The sequence below is a fragment of the Bradyrhizobium sp. CCBAU 51745 genome, from assembly GCF_028128715.1.
Taxonomy (GTDB): Bacteria; Pseudomonadota; Alphaproteobacteria; order Rhizobiales; family Xanthobacteraceae; genus Bradyrhizobium; species Bradyrhizobium manausense.
Genome location: NZ_LBJP01000077.1, coordinates 1 through 15,883, shown reverse-complemented (window position 1 = coordinate 15,883; position 15,883 = coordinate 1). Strand labels below are relative to the sequence as shown.

At 64.1% G+C, this 15,883-nt stretch carries 17 protein-coding genes; 9 read left to right on the top strand and 8 right to left on the bottom strand.

All coding sequences use genetic code 11. The features are described 5' to 3' along the window. Positions 1-19: 19 nt before the first annotated feature. The 3 genes from thrS (at position 20) to XH98_RS20005 (ending at position 4,051) form a co-directional block, all read left to right on the top strand. Complete coding sequence (gene thrS, locus XH98_RS20015) at positions 20-2,062, top strand: threonine--tRNA ligase (RefSeq protein ID WP_271619657.1); 2,043 nt, start codon at positions 20-22, stop codon at positions 2,060-2,062. Positions 2,063-2,155: 93 nt separating this feature from the next. Continuing rightward, on the top strand, positions 2,156-2,719 hold the full coding sequence (locus XH98_RS20010) for a nitroreductase family protein (protein ID WP_271619656.1): 564 nt from the start codon (positions 2,156-2,158) through the stop codon (positions 2,717-2,719). A gap of 63 nt (positions 2,720-2,782) precedes the next feature. Beyond that, positions 2,783-4,051 (top strand): serine hydrolase domain-containing protein, encoded by a 1,269-nt coding sequence (locus XH98_RS20005; RefSeq protein WP_271619655.1) that lies wholly within the window; start codon positions 2,783-2,785, stop codon positions 4,049-4,051. Between the two features lie 805 nt (positions 4,052-4,856). Here XH98_RS20005 and XH98_RS20000 read toward each other — a convergent pair. Further along, the gene (locus tag XH98_RS20000; RefSeq protein WP_271619654.1) at positions 4,857-5,708 is read right to left on the bottom strand and encodes a LysR family transcriptional regulator; all 852 of its coding nucleotides are present in this window, start codon (positions 5,706-5,708) and stop codon (positions 4,857-4,859) included. Between the two features lie 105 nt (positions 5,709-5,813). Between XH98_RS20000 and XH98_RS19995 the strand changes: the two genes are divergently transcribed. Beyond that, positions 5,814-6,806, top strand: coding sequence for a zinc-dependent alcohol dehydrogenase family protein (locus tag XH98_RS19995; protein ID WP_271619653.1), 993 nt, complete (start codon positions 5,814-5,816; stop codon positions 6,804-6,806). Positions 6,807-6,822: 16 nt separating this feature from the next. Here XH98_RS19995 and XH98_RS19990 read toward each other — a convergent pair whose 3' ends face one another. Together XH98_RS19990 and XH98_RS19985 are read right to left on the bottom strand one after the other, a co-directional pair. Then, positions 6,823-7,053, bottom strand: a complete 231-nt coding sequence (locus XH98_RS19990) for a hypothetical protein (RefSeq protein ID WP_271599228.1) — start codon at positions 7,051-7,053, stop codon at positions 6,823-6,825. Between the two features lie 335 nt (positions 7,054-7,388). Beyond that, positions 7,389-8,474, bottom strand: a complete 1,086-nt coding sequence (locus XH98_RS19985) for a hypothetical protein (RefSeq protein WP_271619652.1) — start codon at positions 8,472-8,474, stop codon at positions 7,389-7,391. A gap of 233 nt (positions 8,475-8,707) precedes the next feature. On the opposite strand from XH98_RS19985, the gene XH98_RS19980 reads away from it, so the two are divergent. Further along, positions 8,708-9,739, top strand: a complete 1,032-nt coding sequence (locus XH98_RS19980) for a patatin-like phospholipase family protein (RefSeq protein WP_271599226.1) — start codon at positions 8,708-8,710, stop codon at positions 9,737-9,739. Between the two features lie 103 nt (positions 9,740-9,842). On the opposite strand, the gene XH98_RS19975 is transcribed toward XH98_RS19980, so the two are convergent. Both XH98_RS19975 and XH98_RS19970 read right to left on the bottom strand, forming a co-directional pair. Beyond that, positions 9,843-10,271, bottom strand: a complete 429-nt coding sequence (locus XH98_RS19975; protein ID WP_271619651.1) for a CBS domain-containing protein — start codon at positions 10,269-10,271, stop codon at positions 9,843-9,845. A 188-nt stretch (positions 10,272-10,459) separates the two neighbouring features. Further along, complete coding sequence (locus XH98_RS19970) at positions 10,460-11,266, bottom strand: rhomboid family intramembrane serine protease (protein WP_271619650.1); 807 nt, start codon at positions 11,264-11,266, stop codon at positions 10,460-10,462. A gap of 469 nt (positions 11,267-11,735) precedes the next feature. On the opposite strand from XH98_RS19970, the gene XH98_RS19965 reads away from it, so the two are divergent. Together XH98_RS19965 and XH98_RS19960 are read left to right on the top strand one after the other, a co-directional pair. Further along, complete coding sequence (locus XH98_RS19965) at positions 11,736-12,290, top strand: PAS domain-containing protein (RefSeq protein WP_271599225.1); 555 nt, start codon at positions 11,736-11,738, stop codon at positions 12,288-12,290. A 309-nt stretch (positions 12,291-12,599) separates the two neighbouring features. After that, on the top strand, positions 12,600-13,310 hold the full coding sequence (locus XH98_RS19960) for a Crp/Fnr family transcriptional regulator (protein WP_271619649.1): 711 nt from the start codon (positions 12,600-12,602) through the stop codon (positions 13,308-13,310). Here the strand turns inward: XH98_RS19960 and XH98_RS19955 are convergent. The 3 genes from XH98_RS19955 to XH98_RS19945 all read right to left on the bottom strand — a co-directional run bounded on the left by XH98_RS19955 (position 13,244) and on the right by XH98_RS19945 (position 14,812). Further along, on the bottom strand, positions 13,244-13,555 hold the full coding sequence (locus tag XH98_RS19955; RefSeq protein ID WP_333932369.1) for a hypothetical protein: 312 nt from the start codon (positions 13,553-13,555) through the stop codon (positions 13,244-13,246). The two genes, XH98_RS19960 and XH98_RS19955, sit on opposite strands and share 67 nt — an antisense overlap. Positions 13,556-13,586: 31 nt before the next feature. Further along, the gene (locus tag XH98_RS19950; RefSeq protein WP_271619648.1) at positions 13,587-14,072 is read right to left on the bottom strand and encodes a phasin; all 486 of its coding nucleotides are present in this window, start codon (positions 14,070-14,072) and stop codon (positions 13,587-13,589) included. Between the two features lie 350 nt (positions 14,073-14,422). Next, a complete protein-coding gene (locus XH98_RS19945; protein WP_057744372.1) occupies positions 14,423-14,812 on the bottom strand; it encodes a COG4315 family predicted lipoprotein in 390 nt (129 codons plus the stop codon). Between the two features lie 143 nt (positions 14,813-14,955). On the opposite strand from XH98_RS19945, the gene XH98_RS19940 reads away from it, so the two are divergent. Together XH98_RS19940 and XH98_RS19935 are read left to right on the top strand one after the other, a co-directional pair. Beyond that, positions 14,956-15,495, top strand: coding sequence for a GNAT family N-acetyltransferase (locus XH98_RS19940; RefSeq protein ID WP_271619647.1), 540 nt, complete (start codon positions 14,956-14,958; stop codon positions 15,493-15,495). An 89-nt stretch (positions 15,496-15,584) separates the two neighbouring features. After that, on the top strand, positions 15,585-15,883 hold a 299-nt coding region (locus tag XH98_RS19935; protein WP_271619646.1), incomplete at its 3' end, for a hypothetical protein.

Genomic DNA, 15,883 nt, shown 5'->3' with positions numbered 1-15,883 from the left:
GAGCCTCAGGAGAAAAGCAATGTCCGACCAGCCCAAATCCGAATCCGGCTTCCAATATTCCCTCAGCAATCTGAAGCCCGTGTCCCCCGCAGCCAAAGTCACCCTCACCTTCCCCGACGGCGCCCAGCGCCAATATGACAAGAGCATCACCGGCCTCGACATCGCCAAGGGCATCTCGCCCTCGCTCGCCAAGCGCACCGTGGCGATGATGCTCGACGGCGTGCTCACCGATCTCAACGACCCCATCGAGGCCGATGCCAAGCTCAGGCTGATCTCGCGCGACGAGCCGGAGGCGCTGGAGCTGATCCGCCACGACTGCGCCCACGTGCTCGCTGAAGCCGTGCAGACGCTGTGGCCGGGCACGCAGGTGACCATCGGCCCCGTGATCGAGAACGGCTTCTATTACGACTTCTTCCGCAATGAGCCGTTCACGCCGGAAGACTTTGCCGCGATCGAGAAAAAGATGCGCGAGATCATCGCGCGCGACAAGCCTTTCACGAAAGAGGTTTGGGATCGCGAGAAAACCAAGCAGGTGTTCCGCGACAAGGGCGAGGCCTTCAAGGTCGAGCTGGTCGACGCCATTCCCGGCAACGAGCCGATCAAGATCTACTACCAGGGCGACTGGTTCGATCTCTGCCGCGGCCCGCACATGACCTCGACCGGCAAGGTCGGAGGCGCCTTCAAGCTGATGAAGGTGGCCGGCGCCTATTGGCGCGGCGACAGCAACAACCCGATGCTGACCCGCATCTACGGCACGGCCTTCGCCAAGCAGGAGGATCTCGACGCTTATCTCAAGCAGATCGAGGAAGCCGAGAAGCGCGACCATCGCAAGCTCGGACGCGAGCTCGACCTCTTCCATTTCCAGGAGGAAGGTCCCGGCGTCGTGTTCTGGCACCCCAAGGGCTGGACGATTTTCCAGCAGCTGATCGCCTATATGCGCCGCCGCCTGACCGGCGATTACAGCGAGGTCAACGCGCCGCAGATCCTCGACAAGGTGCTGTGGGAGACCTCTGGCCATTGGGGCTGGTACCGCGAGAACATGTTCGCGGCGCAGTCGGCCGGCGATGAGGCCGAGGACAAGCGCTGGTTCGCGCTGAAGCCGATGAACTGCCCCGGCCACGTCCAGATCTTCAAGCATGGCCTGAAGAGTTACCGCGACCTGCCCTTGCGCCTCGCCGAGTTCGGCGTGGTGCATCGCTATGAGCCGTCCGGCGCCATGCACGGGCTGATGCGCGTGCGCGGCTTCACCCAGGACGACGCGCACATCTTCTGCACCGAGGACCAGCTCGCCGAGGAATGCCTGAAGATCAACGATCTGATCCTGTCGACCTATGCCGATTTCGGCTTCACCGGGGATCTCACGGTCAAGCTGTCGACGCGGCCGGAAAAGCGCGTCGGCACGGATGCGATGTGGGATCACGCCGAGCGCGTGATGGCGACGGTGCTGCGCGAGATCCAGGCGCAGAACAACCACATCAAGACCGAGATCAATCCGGGCGAAGGCGCCTTCTACGGGCCGAAGTTCGAGTACGTGCTGCGCGACGCCATCGGCCGCGACTGGCAGTGCGGCACCACGCAGGTCGACTTCAACCTGCCGGAACGGTTCGGTGCATTTTACATCGACCATGACGGCGGCAAGAAACCGCCTGTCATGGTGCACCGCGCGATCTGCGGCTCGATGGAGCGCTATATCGGCATCCTGATCGAGCACTATGCCGGCAACTTCCCGCTCTGGCTCTCGCCGGTGCAGGCCGTCGTCACCACCATCACCTCGGAAGGCGATGAATACGCCAAGGTGGTGCTGGAGCAGGCGCGGCGCGCGGGGTTGCGTGTCGAGATCGACCTGCGCAACGAAAAGATCAACTACAAGGTCCGCGAGCATTCGCTGGCCAAGATTCCGGCGCTGCTCGTGGTCGGCAAGAAGGAGGCCGAGACGCATTCGGTCTCGGTCCGCCGGCTCGGCAGCGACGGCCAGAAGGTGATGACGACGGAGGAGGCAATCGCCGCCCTCGTCGACGAGGCGACCCCGCCTGACGTCCGGCGGGCGCGCGGCGCGGTCTGATCGTTGAAATCGATCTAAAATCGCTTTCGGTTGCGGGCGTGCATGCCTATCTCGGCATGGCACGCCCGTCGTCCATCCGAAGAGGCCATCGCAATGCCTGATGCCATCGAACTCCTGAAAACCCGCCGCTCGGTCAAGCCGCGCGAGATGACCGGCCCCGGTCCCTCGCCGGCCGAGCTCGAGACCATTCTCACGATCGGCGCGCGCGTGCCTGACCACGGCAAGCTCACGCCCTGGCGCTTCATCATTTTCGAGGGCGATGCGCGCCAGCGCGCCGGCGAGGTGATCGCAAGAGTCTTCGCCCGCAAGAATCCCGGCGCCCCCGCAGCCGATATCGAGACCGAACGCAAGCGCCTGACCGATGCGCCGCTGGTGATCGGGATCGTCAGCTTCACCAAGCCGCATCCCAAGGTGCCGGCGTGGGAGCAGGAGCTGTCGGCGGGCGCCAGCGCCATGAACATCGTCACGGCCGCCACCGCGCTTGGCTACGGCGCGGCCTGGCTGACCGGCTGGTTCGCCTTCGATCGCGACGTGCTGGATGGACTCGGCCTCAAGGCGGACGAGAAACTCGCAGGCCTCGTGCATATCGGCAAACCGACCAAGCCGAGCGAGGATCGCCCGCGCCCGGTCCTTTCCGAAATCGTGACCCGTTTCTAATCGAAGTTTCGTTGACGCCCCTGATGTCTTGCGGCTTTGCTTCCGGCGAGGGAGGAAGCCCGGATGAAGCGTCGTGAATTTCTGGCCGGGGCCGCGATGCTGGCCGGCACGATGGCGCAGAGCCGCGCTGGCGACGTCCCCGCTCCCGCGCCCGACAGGCTGCGAGGCATGACCGCATTCTTCGAAAACGAGGTGACCAGCGGCCGCTTGGCGGGCGCGATCGTGCTGATCCAGCAGCACGGCAAGCCTGTCTATTTCAAGATGTTCGGCGTGCGCGACGTCAGGACCCGGCTGTCGATGACGCCGGACACGATCTTCGCTGTCCATTCGATGACCAAGCCGATCACCAGCCTGGCGGCAATGATGTTGATCGACGAGGGCAAGCTGGCGCTCACCGATCCCGTGTCGAAATACATCCCGCTCTTCGCTGCCACGAAGGTGGGAATGGAAATCACCAAGCCCGATGGCTCGATGGCGCTCGAGGTGGTGCCGCCGGTCCATGCGGTGACCATCAGGGATTTGATGCGGCACACCTCCGGCATCACCTACGATTATATCGGCGGCAGATGGGTCGAGCTCGCCTACAAGGCGGCGCATATCTTCGAAGGCCCCTTCAACAACCGGGAATTCGCCGACCGTATCGCCCGGCTGCCGCTGGCGCGCCAACCGGGGACGCTCTGGCGCTACGGTCATTCGACCGACGTGCTCGGGGCCGTCATCGAGATCATCACCGGGCAGACGCTGTACGATGCGCTGAAGCAGCGCATCTTCGATCCGCTCGGCATGACCAGCACCAAATTCCTGCTGTCGACACAAGACGAGATCGAAAGGTTGGCCCGACCGCTGCCGAGCGACCAGATCCTGCTCGATGGCGAGCGCGAACGTCTCGACCATCCGGAATGGCAATCCGGCGGCGGCGGCCTGCTCTCGACCATCACTGACTATCAACGCTTCGCGCAAATGCTGCTCAACGGCGGCGAGCTCGACGGCAAGCGCTACCTCAGCCCGGCCGCCTTCAGGGCCATGACGAGTGATCAGATCGGGCCCGGCTCCGGCGTCGAACGCGACTATTTCTATTTCCCCGGCGATGGCTTCGGCTATGGCTACGGCCTTGCGGTCCGAACCGACCCCGGCAACGCCAAGCCGCCGCCGGCGGGCTCGATCGGCGAATTGAAATGGGACTCGGGCAGCGGCACCTATTTCGGCGTCGATCCCAAGCTCGATATGGTCTACCTCCTGATGCAGCAGACCCAGAACGAACGCGGCCGCATCACGCCCGCCTTCAAGGAACTGGTCTATGGCTGCTTTCCCCCCGGGCTAAGCCGCCCGTGAGGCGCGCTGGCCGAACTTCCGGCTTCCATGGGCACGCGGTTGAAGTTTGGTGCGAAACTCTCTCCACATCGTCATTGCGAGCGCAGCGAAGCAATCCAGAGTCTTTCCGCGGAGGGATTCTGGATTGCTTCGCGGCACTCGCAATGACGGAGTGTGTGGCGGCGGCGTCGCTCCTTCAATCCGCATCTTCATTGTAGACACACCATCGCATCCTCGCGGCTGATCTCGCCCGAGCTTTGCTCTGCAACGTCACCCTCAAGTGAAAGAGGGCGCAGGGAAGACCAGGTGCCCGACCGGCACCCGCGGTCCACTGTGCGATAGGTTGCGCTACAAGAGGCTGCACAGCGGCATACAGGTGAAGCCGAAACATCCGGCCTTCCCTGCGCAGTGGTTTGTCGGCTTATGGCGTGATCTCCCCGGGGAGCGATGCACTATTGCCCCCGTCGTCTCGCAGATGACTGATGCAAGGACCCGGTCGGGTCACACGCATCACCACGAGCCTTGGCGCACAGGCTCCGGGCGCCAGGACCACACGATTTTGCCGTACGCGGACCACACCGGTCGTTTGCGCGATGGTTTCGCTCACGGTTGCCCGCCCTGCAAAGCCCGTTCGCGCCGATGTGGCCCACGCCCACCGCCGTCCGGCCCGCGTCGTGACGATCGCGATACGCCCCTCTTCCATGGGCCGGGCTGCGCGATACATACGCTATTTCCGAATTTCGGTAAAGTGGAATATTTTTGCCGGCGGATATTGCCCATGCCTTGGTGTTTTGCCCGTCGGGCAACGCAAGCGATTGTGGCCGCATCACCCCGCCATCTTCTCGATCACGAGATCCAGGAGCGCCCGCAGCCGTGCCAACCGCCTGAGATCGCGGTGATAGCCGACATAAGTGTCGCGGCCGGGCGGGCTCGCGCCGATGTCGAGCACGACCAGGCGGCGATCGCGATCGCCGAGCGGCCGCGGCAGCACAGCAAGCCCGCCGCCGAAGGCGCAGAGCTCGGCCTGCGCCTGCCTGTTGTTGCTGCGCGCGGCGATCTCCGCCTTCGGCAGCGTGCGCTTGAGCCAGGCGGCGTCGGGCATCTCGGCGAATTCCGCGTTCATGGTCACGATGCGGACGCCGCCGCCGTCGCCCGCTCGCGGTGCCTTGCTGCCCTTCTTGCCGTAGAGCGCATATGGGATGTGAAGCAGCTTTCGGGAAATGACCTCGGGCTCACTAAATGGCTTGATGCGAAAGACGAGGTCAGCCTCCCGCCGTGGCAGACTGTAGAGCCGGGCATCGGTCAGGAGCTCGACGATCACCTTGGGATGGCGCTTGCCGAACGCTGCGATAACAGGCGACAGCATCAGCGTGCCGAACCAGTCCGACGAGGACAGACGCAAGGTACCGTCGAGCTGCGTCTCGGCACCGGTCGCCTGCCGCTGCAGCGCAATGGCTTCCTCCTCAATCCGCTCGGCACGCGCCAGCACGGCCGTGCCTTCGTCGGTGAGCACAAAGCCATCGGCCGTGCGCTGGAACAGCGTCTGCCCAAGTGCCGCTTCGAGCGCACGCAGCCGCCGTCCCATCGTCGGCTGGGTCTGGCCAATTTTGCGCGCGGCCGCCCCGAGCGTGCCTTCGCGCGCAATCGCCAGGAAGATGCGCAGATCGCTCCATTCCATCGGAATCCCGCCCATTCAAAAATGCACAGTCATCGTACAGTTCTTCTTACTTACCATACAAAAAATTATGGGCATATTGGAGGTCGACAACGGAGCAGAACGATCATGAGCAAGCCATCGACGATGCGCGCAGGCGTACTGGAGACCCATAACGTCCCCTTGCGCATCTCAACCATTTCCATGCCCGAGGTAGGCCCGCGCGAGGTGCTGGTGCGTATCAGCGCGAGCGGGGTCAATCCGCTCGACACCAAGATCCATGCCGGCGCGGCCGCGCATGCGCGCCATCCGCTGCCGGCCATCCCCGGCATCGATCTCGCCGGCGTGGTGGAGCAGACCGGACGCGAGGTCTCGCGGTTCAAGGTTGGCGACGAGGTCTACAGTATGACAGGCGGCGTCGGTGGCGTGCAGGGATCGCTTGCCGAATTCGCTGCCGTCGATGCCGACTTGCTGGCGCTCAAGCCGGCCAATCTGAGCATGCGCGAGGCCGCCGCCCTGCCCCTGATCTTCATCACCGCGTGGGAAGGCCTGATCGACCGCGCCGCGTTGAAGGCCGGCCAACAGGTGTTGATCCATGGTGGCGCGGGCGGCGTCGGCCATGTCGCGATCCAGATCGCACACGCATTCGGCGCGGACGTGTTCGCGACCGGCTCGGCCTCGCAGCGCGCGACCATCGAAGGTTTTGGCGCTGTATTCATCGACCGCGACACTTCAATTGAGGCCTACATCTCTGAGCACACAGGCGGCCGCGGCTTCGACATCGTCTATGATACCGTCGGGGGCAAGGTGCTCGATGCCTCCTTTGCGGCAGTGCGCCGCTTCGGCCACGTCGTCAGCGCGCTCGGCTGGGGCACGCATGCGTTGGCGCCGCTATCGTTCCGCGCCGCGACCTATTCCGGCGTGTTCACGCTGCTGCCGCTGCTGTCAGGCGAAGGCCGTGCGCATCACGGGGAGATCATGGCGGAAGCCACGCGCCTCGCCGAGGCCGGCAAGCTGGTGCCGTTGCTCGATGCCAGGCGCTTCACGATGGAGAGCGTCGGCGAGGCCTATGCGCTGATCAGGGATCACGCCGCCAAGGGCAAATTGGTGGTCGATATCTAGCGCCGCAGAACTGGCGCTAATCCTCGCTCGACGCCGCCGAGCGGTTGCGCAGATAGGCCTGCGACAACAGGAAAAACAGGGCCCGCTCGCCGTGATATTTGGCTGACGGACGCGTGCGCTCGAAACCATCGGCAAAAACCTTGCCGGACTGATCGCAGACCTGCCACCGCCAACCGAGCCGTTTGCGCCTGGTGAGGATCACTTCGAACATGCCGACGCGCTTGGTCCCCTGCTCCTTGCCGGCCACGCGAGCCTACCCGAGGCCGCGCCGGCGTCCCCATTGGACGGATGCCCGACATATAACCCAGCAGGACGGAAAGCGAATGAAATTGATTATCGGAAATGCGTATCTTGCAAAGGTTGTGACGACGTCGCGGTGAGGCTGGAATAAGCCGATGCCGCCGGTGTTTCCTATTTCCTTCGCTTCGCTGCGCGGCGCTCACAGCGGTATTCAAATCAAAACACAGTGGAAACGCGCGGTAAGCAGACGCTCACCGGACGTTCACAACAAATGTTAGCGGCCAACTCGCGTCTGGAGATGCGCTGGATGAGAAGCGCGGTGCGATGTTGCGGAAGCCGCAACTACCGCGCCACGACCTCGACCTCGCCGTCGACGCCGTTGACGACGTTGAAGCCGCGCTCGTAGACCTTGCCCTCGTTCTTGGCGATGGCGCGGTATTCGCCTTCGGAGAGCACGACGCGCGGGAAGGCGCCGATCGATTCCTTGATGACGTCGCCGCCGGGCGTCAGCACCGACCAGGCGGTGTTGGCGAGCGCCTCGCCGCCCTTGTCGCTGACGAGCTTGAGCGTGATCACGGCAGCGCGGTGGGTGATGGTGACGTCGGTGAGCTTGCCGGTCTGGACGCGGATGTCCGAGCGCACCACCGAATTGGCGTCGCCGTAATTGGAGATGATGTAGTAGGTGCCTTCCGGGATCAGCACGACGTCGCCGGCGGCGACGTTCGGCACCAACGCGGCGCGCTCGCCGGATTCGAACTGGCTGCCCTTGTAGATCGCAAACGAGATCTGGTTCTGCGGAATGCGGCTGGTGCCGACGCGGCCCTCGATGCGCAGGCCCCCGGCCGGCAGCACGAAGGACTCGCGGTCGGTCTCGGCCTTCAGACTGACGGTGCGCACCGCGCTGACGAGGCCGAAGGCGACGTGCACGACGTAATTGCCGGGCGGCAGCACGATGCTGGGGGTGGCGCTGCGGTCCTCCTTGATCAGCCTGAAGGTGCCGTTCTCGTCGGGACGGTCGGAAAAGACGCGCCAGACCAGGCCGCCGTTGATCGCCGGAGAATCCTTGCCGTATCTCGCGGTCAGCGACAGCACACCCTGGCCCGGCACGGCCGCGTTGAGCGGCGCGGACGGCGGCACCGTCGACACGGCCGGTGGCGGCATGCTCGGCGTATTCGGCTGGGTCAGGGTCGGCGGCAGGCTCGGGGGACCGGCGCCGGGACCGGACGGCGGGGCGAGGCTGACGGCGCCGCCGGGATCGGGCACCGAGGCTGGCGGCACCGGCGGCGGACGATCGGAGAAAAGCTGCGCCCGCGCAGCGTTTTGGCCCGAGGTAACGAGGCACGCGGCCAAGGATGCGGCAAAGACAAGCGCCGGCAGCAGCCTGCCGCCGCGCCGCCATCTGATGATGCCGTCACCCCCTGGAGTCATGCTTCCTGCTTTTCACCGAAAACGCGGCAAATTCAAGCCTCTGAAATCCCATGGATTACGGTTCTGTGGAACCCGGTTGACGCCTGCGTGATTAGATCTCAGGCAACGGGCTCTCGCCACACTCCTGCCCCCTGCGTCCCGAACGCTATAAACCATGCTTTGCCCTGTTTCTGGCGAAGCGGAAGCGCGGCGCCTACTCTGGAGTGAGGAAGGCCCGGAGTAGGAGAGTTTCGGTGCTGGATATGTTGAGAGGTCGGGGTGTGAACGGCGCAAATGGCGAGAAAGTCGGTCTCGGCAGTATCCGCCGGCCCGTTATCGGTCTTGCCCTCGGCGGCGGCGCGGCGCGCGGTTTTGCCCATATCGGTATCATGAGAACGCTGCTGGCCAACGGCATCGTGCCCGATGTCGTGGTCGGCACCTCGATCGGCGCCGCGGTCGGCGGCGCCTATGCGGCCGACCGGCTCGACGCGCTGGAAGACTGGGCCCGCAGCCTGCAGGGCGTGCGCAACATCCTCGGCTATCTCGACATCCGGCTCAACGGCTCGGGTCTGATCGGCGGCGAGAAGCTCGCAAGCCGGCTGGAGCAATCGATCGGCCAAACCCTGATCGAGGACCTGCCGATGAAATATGCCTCGGTCGCGACCGAGGTCCGGACCGGCCATGAGATCTGGCTGACACGCGGCCGTCTGGTCGAGGCGATGCGCGCCTCCTATGCGTTGCCCGGCATCTTCGCGCCCGTAATGGTCGGCGATCGCTGGCTGGTGGACGGCGCGCTGGTGAACCCGGTGCCGGTGTCGGCGGCGCGGGCGCTCGGTGCCGAAATCGTCATCGCGGTCAATCTGTCCACCGACATCTTCACCCATTCGACGACGATCCATGCGCATGGGGCGATGCCCGTGCCTGTCGCCACCCCTGTCACTGAAGAGACCCCCGCCAAGCGGCGTTTTCCGCGCATCTTCTCGGCGGAGAGAACCGTCAAGCGCGAGTTTTTCGGCACTGCCGGCCGTCCAGGCATCTCGTCGGTCATGATCGATGCCTTCAACATCATGCAGGACCGCATCACCCGGGCGCGGCTCGCCGGCGATCCGCCGGATTTTCTGATCACGCCGCGGGTCGGCCAGTTCGGCTGGTTCGACTTTCATCGTGCCGAGGACCTGATCGCGCTCGGCGCGCGCGCCGCCGAGCGCGCGCTCGAACAGATCCAGGAAACGATCCAGGTGCTGGCGCCCGCGCCCGAAGGCGCCGCGCCGAAAGCGGTCGAATAAGACCCGACGCGCGTTGAGATCAGGGATCGTCAGCGCGCTTCAGGTTATTGTTTGAGCATGATCTTTTCGGAAAACCGCTGCGCACTTTTCCGGATCAAGCTCCTCAAGCCGTCTTGATGTAGTCGCGCAGGGCTTCCTGTTCGGACTCGTATTCGCGCACGCGCCATTTGACGACGTCGCCGATCGAGATCAGCCCGACAACCTTGCCGTTGTCGACGACCGGCAAGTGGCGGAACTTGCCTGTGGTCATCATCTCCATCAGCTCGGCGACCGTGTCGGCCTCCTTGCAGGTCACGACCTTGCGCGTCATGACCTGGGAGACCGGCTCGTCCAGCACGCCGGCGCCGCGCTCGCCGAGCACGCGAACGATGTCGCGCTCGGACAGGATGCCCTCGAGCCGGCTCTGGTCCATCACCAGCACCGCGCCGATCTTCTTCTCGCCGAGCAGCTTGACGGCGGCGGCGAGCTTGGCGTCGGGCGCGACGCTCATGATCTGGTGGCCCTTGGTATTGAGAATGGAACGTACCGTCATTGTTGCCTCCCTGAATCGGATCCGTCCGCTTTGCGCGGTCCGGACTTGTTCGCGAGTCTTCAACTAACAGTTTCAGCGCCGGTTGCAGGCTCGAGCGCTTTGCGAAGTGCAGCCTCCATCAGCTTGCTGCTTCGGAACATTCTTCCCGCAAATGATGGATGAATTCGGGCTGCGCCGCAAGCGCCGCTTCAAATACCGTCTGAAATGTCCTGTGATGACGCATCCGCAGCATCATGGCTTCGCACGCGCGGCACCGGATCGAACAGCGTGAACAGCAACAGGCCTGCGAAGAAGCCGCCGATATGCGCTTCCCAGGCGACACCTGCGCTGTCGCCTTCGACGCCGATCCCGCCGACGCCGAAGATGATGTTGAGGGCGAACCATACGGCGAGGAAGCCGACGATCCGTCGATCGCGCAGCGCCCGAAACAGCGGCAGCGCCGGAACTTTTGCGGCGGTATCGGCATCCGAACGGCTGAACGACAGGAAGCTGCCGCGCACGAAGGCGAAGCGGATCGCCGCCGCCATCGCGCCCGAGACCGAGGCCGAGGCGCCGATCATCGGCACCACCGCATGCTCGTGGGTGACGAGATGGGCAAGCGCGCCGGCCGCCGCCGTCACCGCCAGGAACACGAAGAAGCGCAAAGCCCCGAAGCGCCGCGCCAGCGCGCTGCCGAACGGCAGCAGCCACAACACGTTGAAGGCGAGATGGGTGAGATTGGCGTGCAGCAGCGAATAGGTGACGAAGGTCCAGGCCTTGGCGCCGGCGCCGCCCTCGAACTGCAGATTGACCAGCGAGGAATCGTAGCGCTTCGGAATGAAGCCGAAGACGTCGATAGTCCAGTTCTCCAGCTCCGGCGGCAGCAGCACCCGCAGATGGATCAGCGCCAGCAGGGCGACATAGGCCGTCAGCGGCCACGGCAGGGTCAGGATCGGCTCGCGCGGGGCCTCTTCGACGACCTGATGGTCCGACGGGGGTTGTGACGGGGAATCCAAGGCGGTTTCGCTTTCAGGCGCGATCGAGGCAGAGGGCTTCTCGAAGCAAGGGATCTGGAGATAGTCGCCTTTACCGGCCTTGCGCAAGTGTACCAAAGGAAAAGGCAGGGCCCTGGGAAAGCCCTGCCTGTCCGTGTCGGCCTTTCCGACGCGACGGGAGAACAAGGAGTATCCCCACCCCTCCCCGCGGCCAGTGACCAAACTGTTTGACGCCCGTGTACAGGCCTCGCCGAGAACCTGGAGAAAGCGGCGAGGCTTGCGACCGGGATCACCATAGCAGGCGTGCCGGACGGGCAAAGCGCATAGTTAATTTAACGTTAACGACGCAAAGACATCGCTGCCGATGCCAAAAACACGCCCGCGGCATGGACGCTGCAATTCCCCTCCTGCACAACATCAAAGGGATCTCAGGTGCGCTGAAGCGGGACAGCTTTGTCCCATGAGGTTGCGCCGAGGGTAAGCGTCGAACATGAAACATCCATCGAGCCGCGCATTCTTCGCGTATTGGGACAACAAGCGCGGCAGCGCGCGGGCCCCTGACCGGGCCGATATCGACCCGGCCGCGGTGCGCGAGCTGCTCGGCGACATCTTCGTGCTGTCTTGCGAGCAAAAACTTGGCTTTCCGTTCCGCGTCGCCGGCACGCGGGTCTGCGCGCTGGCCGGCCGCGATCTCAAGGACCAGGGCTTTGCCGCGCTGTTCACCGACGCGAGCCGCGGCGAGATCGAGGAGATCACGACCATCGTCGCCGACGAGACCTTAGGCGCGATCGCAGGTCTCACCGCGCAGCGCGAGGACGGCAGCAAGGCGCATCTCGAGCTGCTGCTGCTGCCCTTCAACGCCCGCCCGCATACGCCTGTCAGCGTGACCGGCGTGCTCGCGCCGTTCGACGATGAATGCGGCGCGCTCGGCCCGTTCACCGTCATCTCCTGGCGCTACCTGCACCAGCCGGAGAAACTGCTGCCGCGCGCGATCCGCAAACTGCAGATCGCCCGCGGATTGATGGTGTATGAGGGGCTAAGGTAGAGCAACGATCGCGCCGTGCGCGCAGCGTGTGAAAACGGCCTGACGATCGTTTTCTGAATCAGATGACGATCAGAGACGACGGCTCAAGGCCCAAGGCTTGCGATCGATCAACGGAACCTTACCTGCTAGGATACGTTTGTCTGTCTTGCCGCGCGAGTATCTGCGCGGCAACGCGGCTCGGCTGAGACGATGCGTTTCCCAGCCGCTTCCGTCGAGGGGTAACTACCCGTGATGGAGCGCGCGACCAGAGTTGGTAATCGCCTGCTAGCTGCGTTACCGCCAGCCGATTTTGCTTTGCTTGCGCCGCATTTGCGGAAAGTACCGCTCCAGCACGACGCAGTCCTGGTTCGATCGGGCGACCGGATCGATCACATCTACTTCCCCTGTAGCGGCGCAATCGCCCTCATCATGGAGCTGCCGAACGGACAGACCGCCGCAACCGCCGTGGTCGGCAACGACGCCGCCATCGGCCTCATGACGGCGCTAGGGCCGCTCCGCTCACCCATGACCGCGGTCGTGCGCGTCGCCGGCGCGGCGTTGCAGATATCACCCACGCGATTTCAGACGGCGCTCGAACGCAGCCCCGCTCTCAGAGGTTTGGTTCAGCTTCTCTCCAGGGCGCTGATGACGCAAATCCAGCATGTCGCAGCCTGCAACGCGCTGCACTCCGTCGAAGCCCGCCTAGCCCGCTGGCTGCTTCACATCCACGATCGGACCGATGGCGGTGACGTCCTGCCCTTGACGCAAGAGACGCTGTCCGAATTGCTCGGCGTCCGGCGTACCACGGTCACGCACGTCATTGGGGCCCTTCGGACGTCAAGGGCGCTGAAATCCAGCCGGCGCGGTCAACTCGAGATCGACAGGCGGCGCCTCGAAGTCGTCGCATGCGAGTGCTACAAGGTGATGAGCCGCAGGATCGACCGGATCGTTTCGCAGGATGCCTTGAAGGTGCTTCACGCCGCGCCGCCGCCGAACGATTCCCTGCCGCCGGACGTCCCGTTCGCCAAGGCCGACTCGTAGACCCAGGCTTCCTTGGCGAACCACTCGTGCGTCGCCGCGCACATCTTGCAATAGGTCCGCGAGAAGAACACCGCAGTGCACCGAAACCTTTCGCGATCCATCTCGATGCCCGTCGAAATGACCCTTCCCGTTTCCGGGCACTTGATCATCACCATACCCATCCCGATTTCCTCCAGCTTGGCATCACCTCGACTATGAGGGGGCCGCACCGGCTGGATGGCATCTTTTCTTGCGAAGACGCTCACCCAGCCGGTCCGCGCGGCCAACCGCTTCGACTCAAGCAGCGCTACGCAATACGCGATCCAAGCTCTGCTTGATCGGCTCAGCCGTTTCGGTCGCAACCCTCTGGGCGAGGTCCCATAGCTCGCGATTCTGGGCCGAAGCTGTTTCAAGCATCTTGCGGCTATGAGCGGTGGAGAGATCTACGAGATCGGCAAACGACCTCGCATCGACAAGCTGGGAAAAAAATTCCAGCGTGGACGTGGTGTTGGCGTGGGATATTTCGATGACCTTGGTGCGGTAGTCGGCGGCCCGCTGGGCATTGGTCGAGCAGGCATCGCAGAGAGCTGCGGTCATCTCCTCCGAGGTCGACTTGATCTGCGCAAAATTTGCCTGGGCCCGTGATGCGCCCTGTTCGGCGAGATTGCCGAAGATCGTCTGCATGTTGAAGAACGGGACGTCGAACTGGCGCTTTGCACTTCCGTCGGTTCCTCCGTTTTGCAGAGCAGCATTCGTTTCGGCGTTCAGATTGGCATCACTCACGGGCTTTCATCCTTTCAAGCGAAACTAGATAATGGATTTAAGACTCCCCGACGCGTCCAGGTGCTTGCTGCACCAGGACACCAGTACCCTTGCTCTCATGTTGGTGGGATGCCACTGCGGCTGGACCGCCGCCGCCCCCCTGCCGAAGCCAACTATGGCCAACGACAGTGGAAGCTTCGGTTCGCTTTCAGACTCTTCGCTTGATTTTATTCGAATCATGCGGCGAAGCGGCGCATGACTGCATCGCGCCTCTTTGAAGTTGCTGCAATCGCATGCGCCAACTTGAGATCGGCGCAAGCTTGCGCCGGACATCGCCCGCACAAGCGATGCCCGGCCGCATCATCGATCCATCACGGCATCGCCAGATGCCAGGCGCCATTCAGAAAGCCGTCGCCGGTGACGTCGCCGGGCTTGGTGTCCTTGGCGAAGGTGTAGAGCGGCTTGCCCTTGTACGCCCACTGCTTCGAGCCGTCGTCGCGGGTGATGATGGTGTAGCCATCGCCGGGCGTGTCGCTGGCCTCGGCCTTCAGCGCCGGCCAATTCGTCGCACAGGGGCCGTTGCAGGCCGACTTGCCGTCCATGTCCTTGTCGAACGTGTAGAGTGACATGCCCTTGGCGTCGGTGAGCACGCTGCCTTTGTCGGTCTTGCCGGTCTTGGTCGGCGGTGCGGCGAGCGCCGCAGAGGCGAGCGCGAGCGTTGCCGCGAACGCGAGCACGAGGCGGATCGAGGATGTCGTCATGGTGTCTCCTGTCATGCAGATGGCTTGCACGAGGTAGGACGCCGCGGCCCACGCACTATTCCTCGCAAGCGGGCCAAGATATTTTTGGCTGCGCGCATCAAGGCGGCGGAATAAATTGCGGTTGACAATACGGAGCAGCACAGATGAGCAAGCCTCGATGGCGCCGCGCGCACGCCACCGATCTCGCAGCGATCAGTGTGATCGCGGCGCGGATCCATCCCGATCTGCCCGAGCGGCCCGACGTGCTCGCGGAAAAGATGCGGCTCTATCCGGATGGCTGCCGCGTGCTCGCTGCAGGCGACGGGATCGCGGGCTATGGCCTGGCGCATCCCTGGATGCAGCAACAGATCCCGCCCCTCGACGGTTTCCTCGGCCAATTGCCTGAACATGCCGACTGTCTCTACATACACGACGTCGCCGTGCTGCCCGACGCCCGCGGCGGCGTGGCGCGCGGCTATGTCGCCGACATTGAACAGCTCGCGCGATCATCCGGCATCACGATGCTTGCGCTGGTCTCGGTCTACGATACGCGCGTGCTGTGGGAGCGTCTCGGCTTCCACGCCGTCGGACCGGATGCGGCCTTGCGCGACAAACTGACGTCCTACGGCGCAGGCGCAATCTACATGCTGCGCGAGCTTGCCGAGCAGCTGCCCCTCCCCGCACGCGGCCTCACGCGGGCGTGAAGCCAACCCTCGAACTGGTTTCGATCAGCCTCCGTCGAAGGATCGAGCGAGCCGTTCCGGTCTCGCCGAACCGAGGCTGGAGATTTCCGATGAAACTCACATTGCCCAAACTTGCTTTGACAGCGTTCGTTGCCACGACCGCGTTCACTGCAACCAGCGCCAATGCGGTGCAATTCCATACCTATCGCTGCGACGTCGATTTCTTCGGAGGCTGCGGCATCATCCCGCTGCCGGACCCACCGCCCGCCCGGCGTCACGTCGTTCGGGTCGACCGCGATACGTCGCCGACCTACATGAAGCAGATCGACCCGCGCTACAGCTCCTCCATGCGTGATGCCGGCGGCGGAAGTGGTGGCGGTGGAGGCGGAGGTGGCGGCGGGGGTGGCGG

What these genes read in the sequence shown, in the direction of transcription:
- thrS (WP_271619657.1), top strand. Translation starts at nt 20, where the DNA reads ATGTCCGACCAGCCCAAATCCGAATCCGGCTTCCAATATTCCCTCAGC.
- XH98_RS20010 (WP_271619656.1), top strand. Translation starts at nt 2,156, where the DNA reads ATGCCTGATGCCATCGAACTCCTGAAAACCCGCCGCTCGGTCAAGCCG.
- XH98_RS20005 (WP_271619655.1), top strand. Translation starts at nt 2,783, where the DNA reads ATGAAGCGTCGTGAATTTCTGGCCGGGGCCGCGATGCTGGCCGGCACG.
- XH98_RS20000 (WP_271619654.1), bottom strand. Translation starts at nt 5,708, where the DNA reads ATGGAATGGAGCGATCTGCGCATCTTCCTGGCGATTGCGCGCGAAGGC.
- XH98_RS19995 (WP_271619653.1), top strand. Translation starts at nt 5,814, where the DNA reads ATGAGCAAGCCATCGACGATGCGCGCAGGCGTACTGGAGACCCATAAC.
- XH98_RS19985 (WP_271619652.1), bottom strand. Translation starts at nt 8,474, where the DNA reads ATGACTCCAGGGGGTGACGGCATCATCAGATGGCGGCGCGGCGGCAGG.
- XH98_RS19975 (WP_271619651.1), bottom strand. Translation starts at nt 10,271, where the DNA reads ATGACGGTACGTTCCATTCTCAATACCAAGGGCCACCAGATCATGAGC.
- XH98_RS19965 (WP_271599225.1), top strand. Translation starts at nt 11,736, where the DNA reads ATGAAACATCCATCGAGCCGCGCATTCTTCGCGTATTGGGACAACAAG.
- XH98_RS19945 (WP_057744372.1), bottom strand. Translation starts at nt 14,812, where the DNA reads ATGACGACATCCTCGATCCGCCTCGTGCTCGCGTTCGCGGCAACGCTC.
- XH98_RS19940 (WP_271619647.1), top strand. Translation starts at nt 14,956, where the DNA reads ATGAGCAAGCCTCGATGGCGCCGCGCGCACGCCACCGATCTCGCAGCG.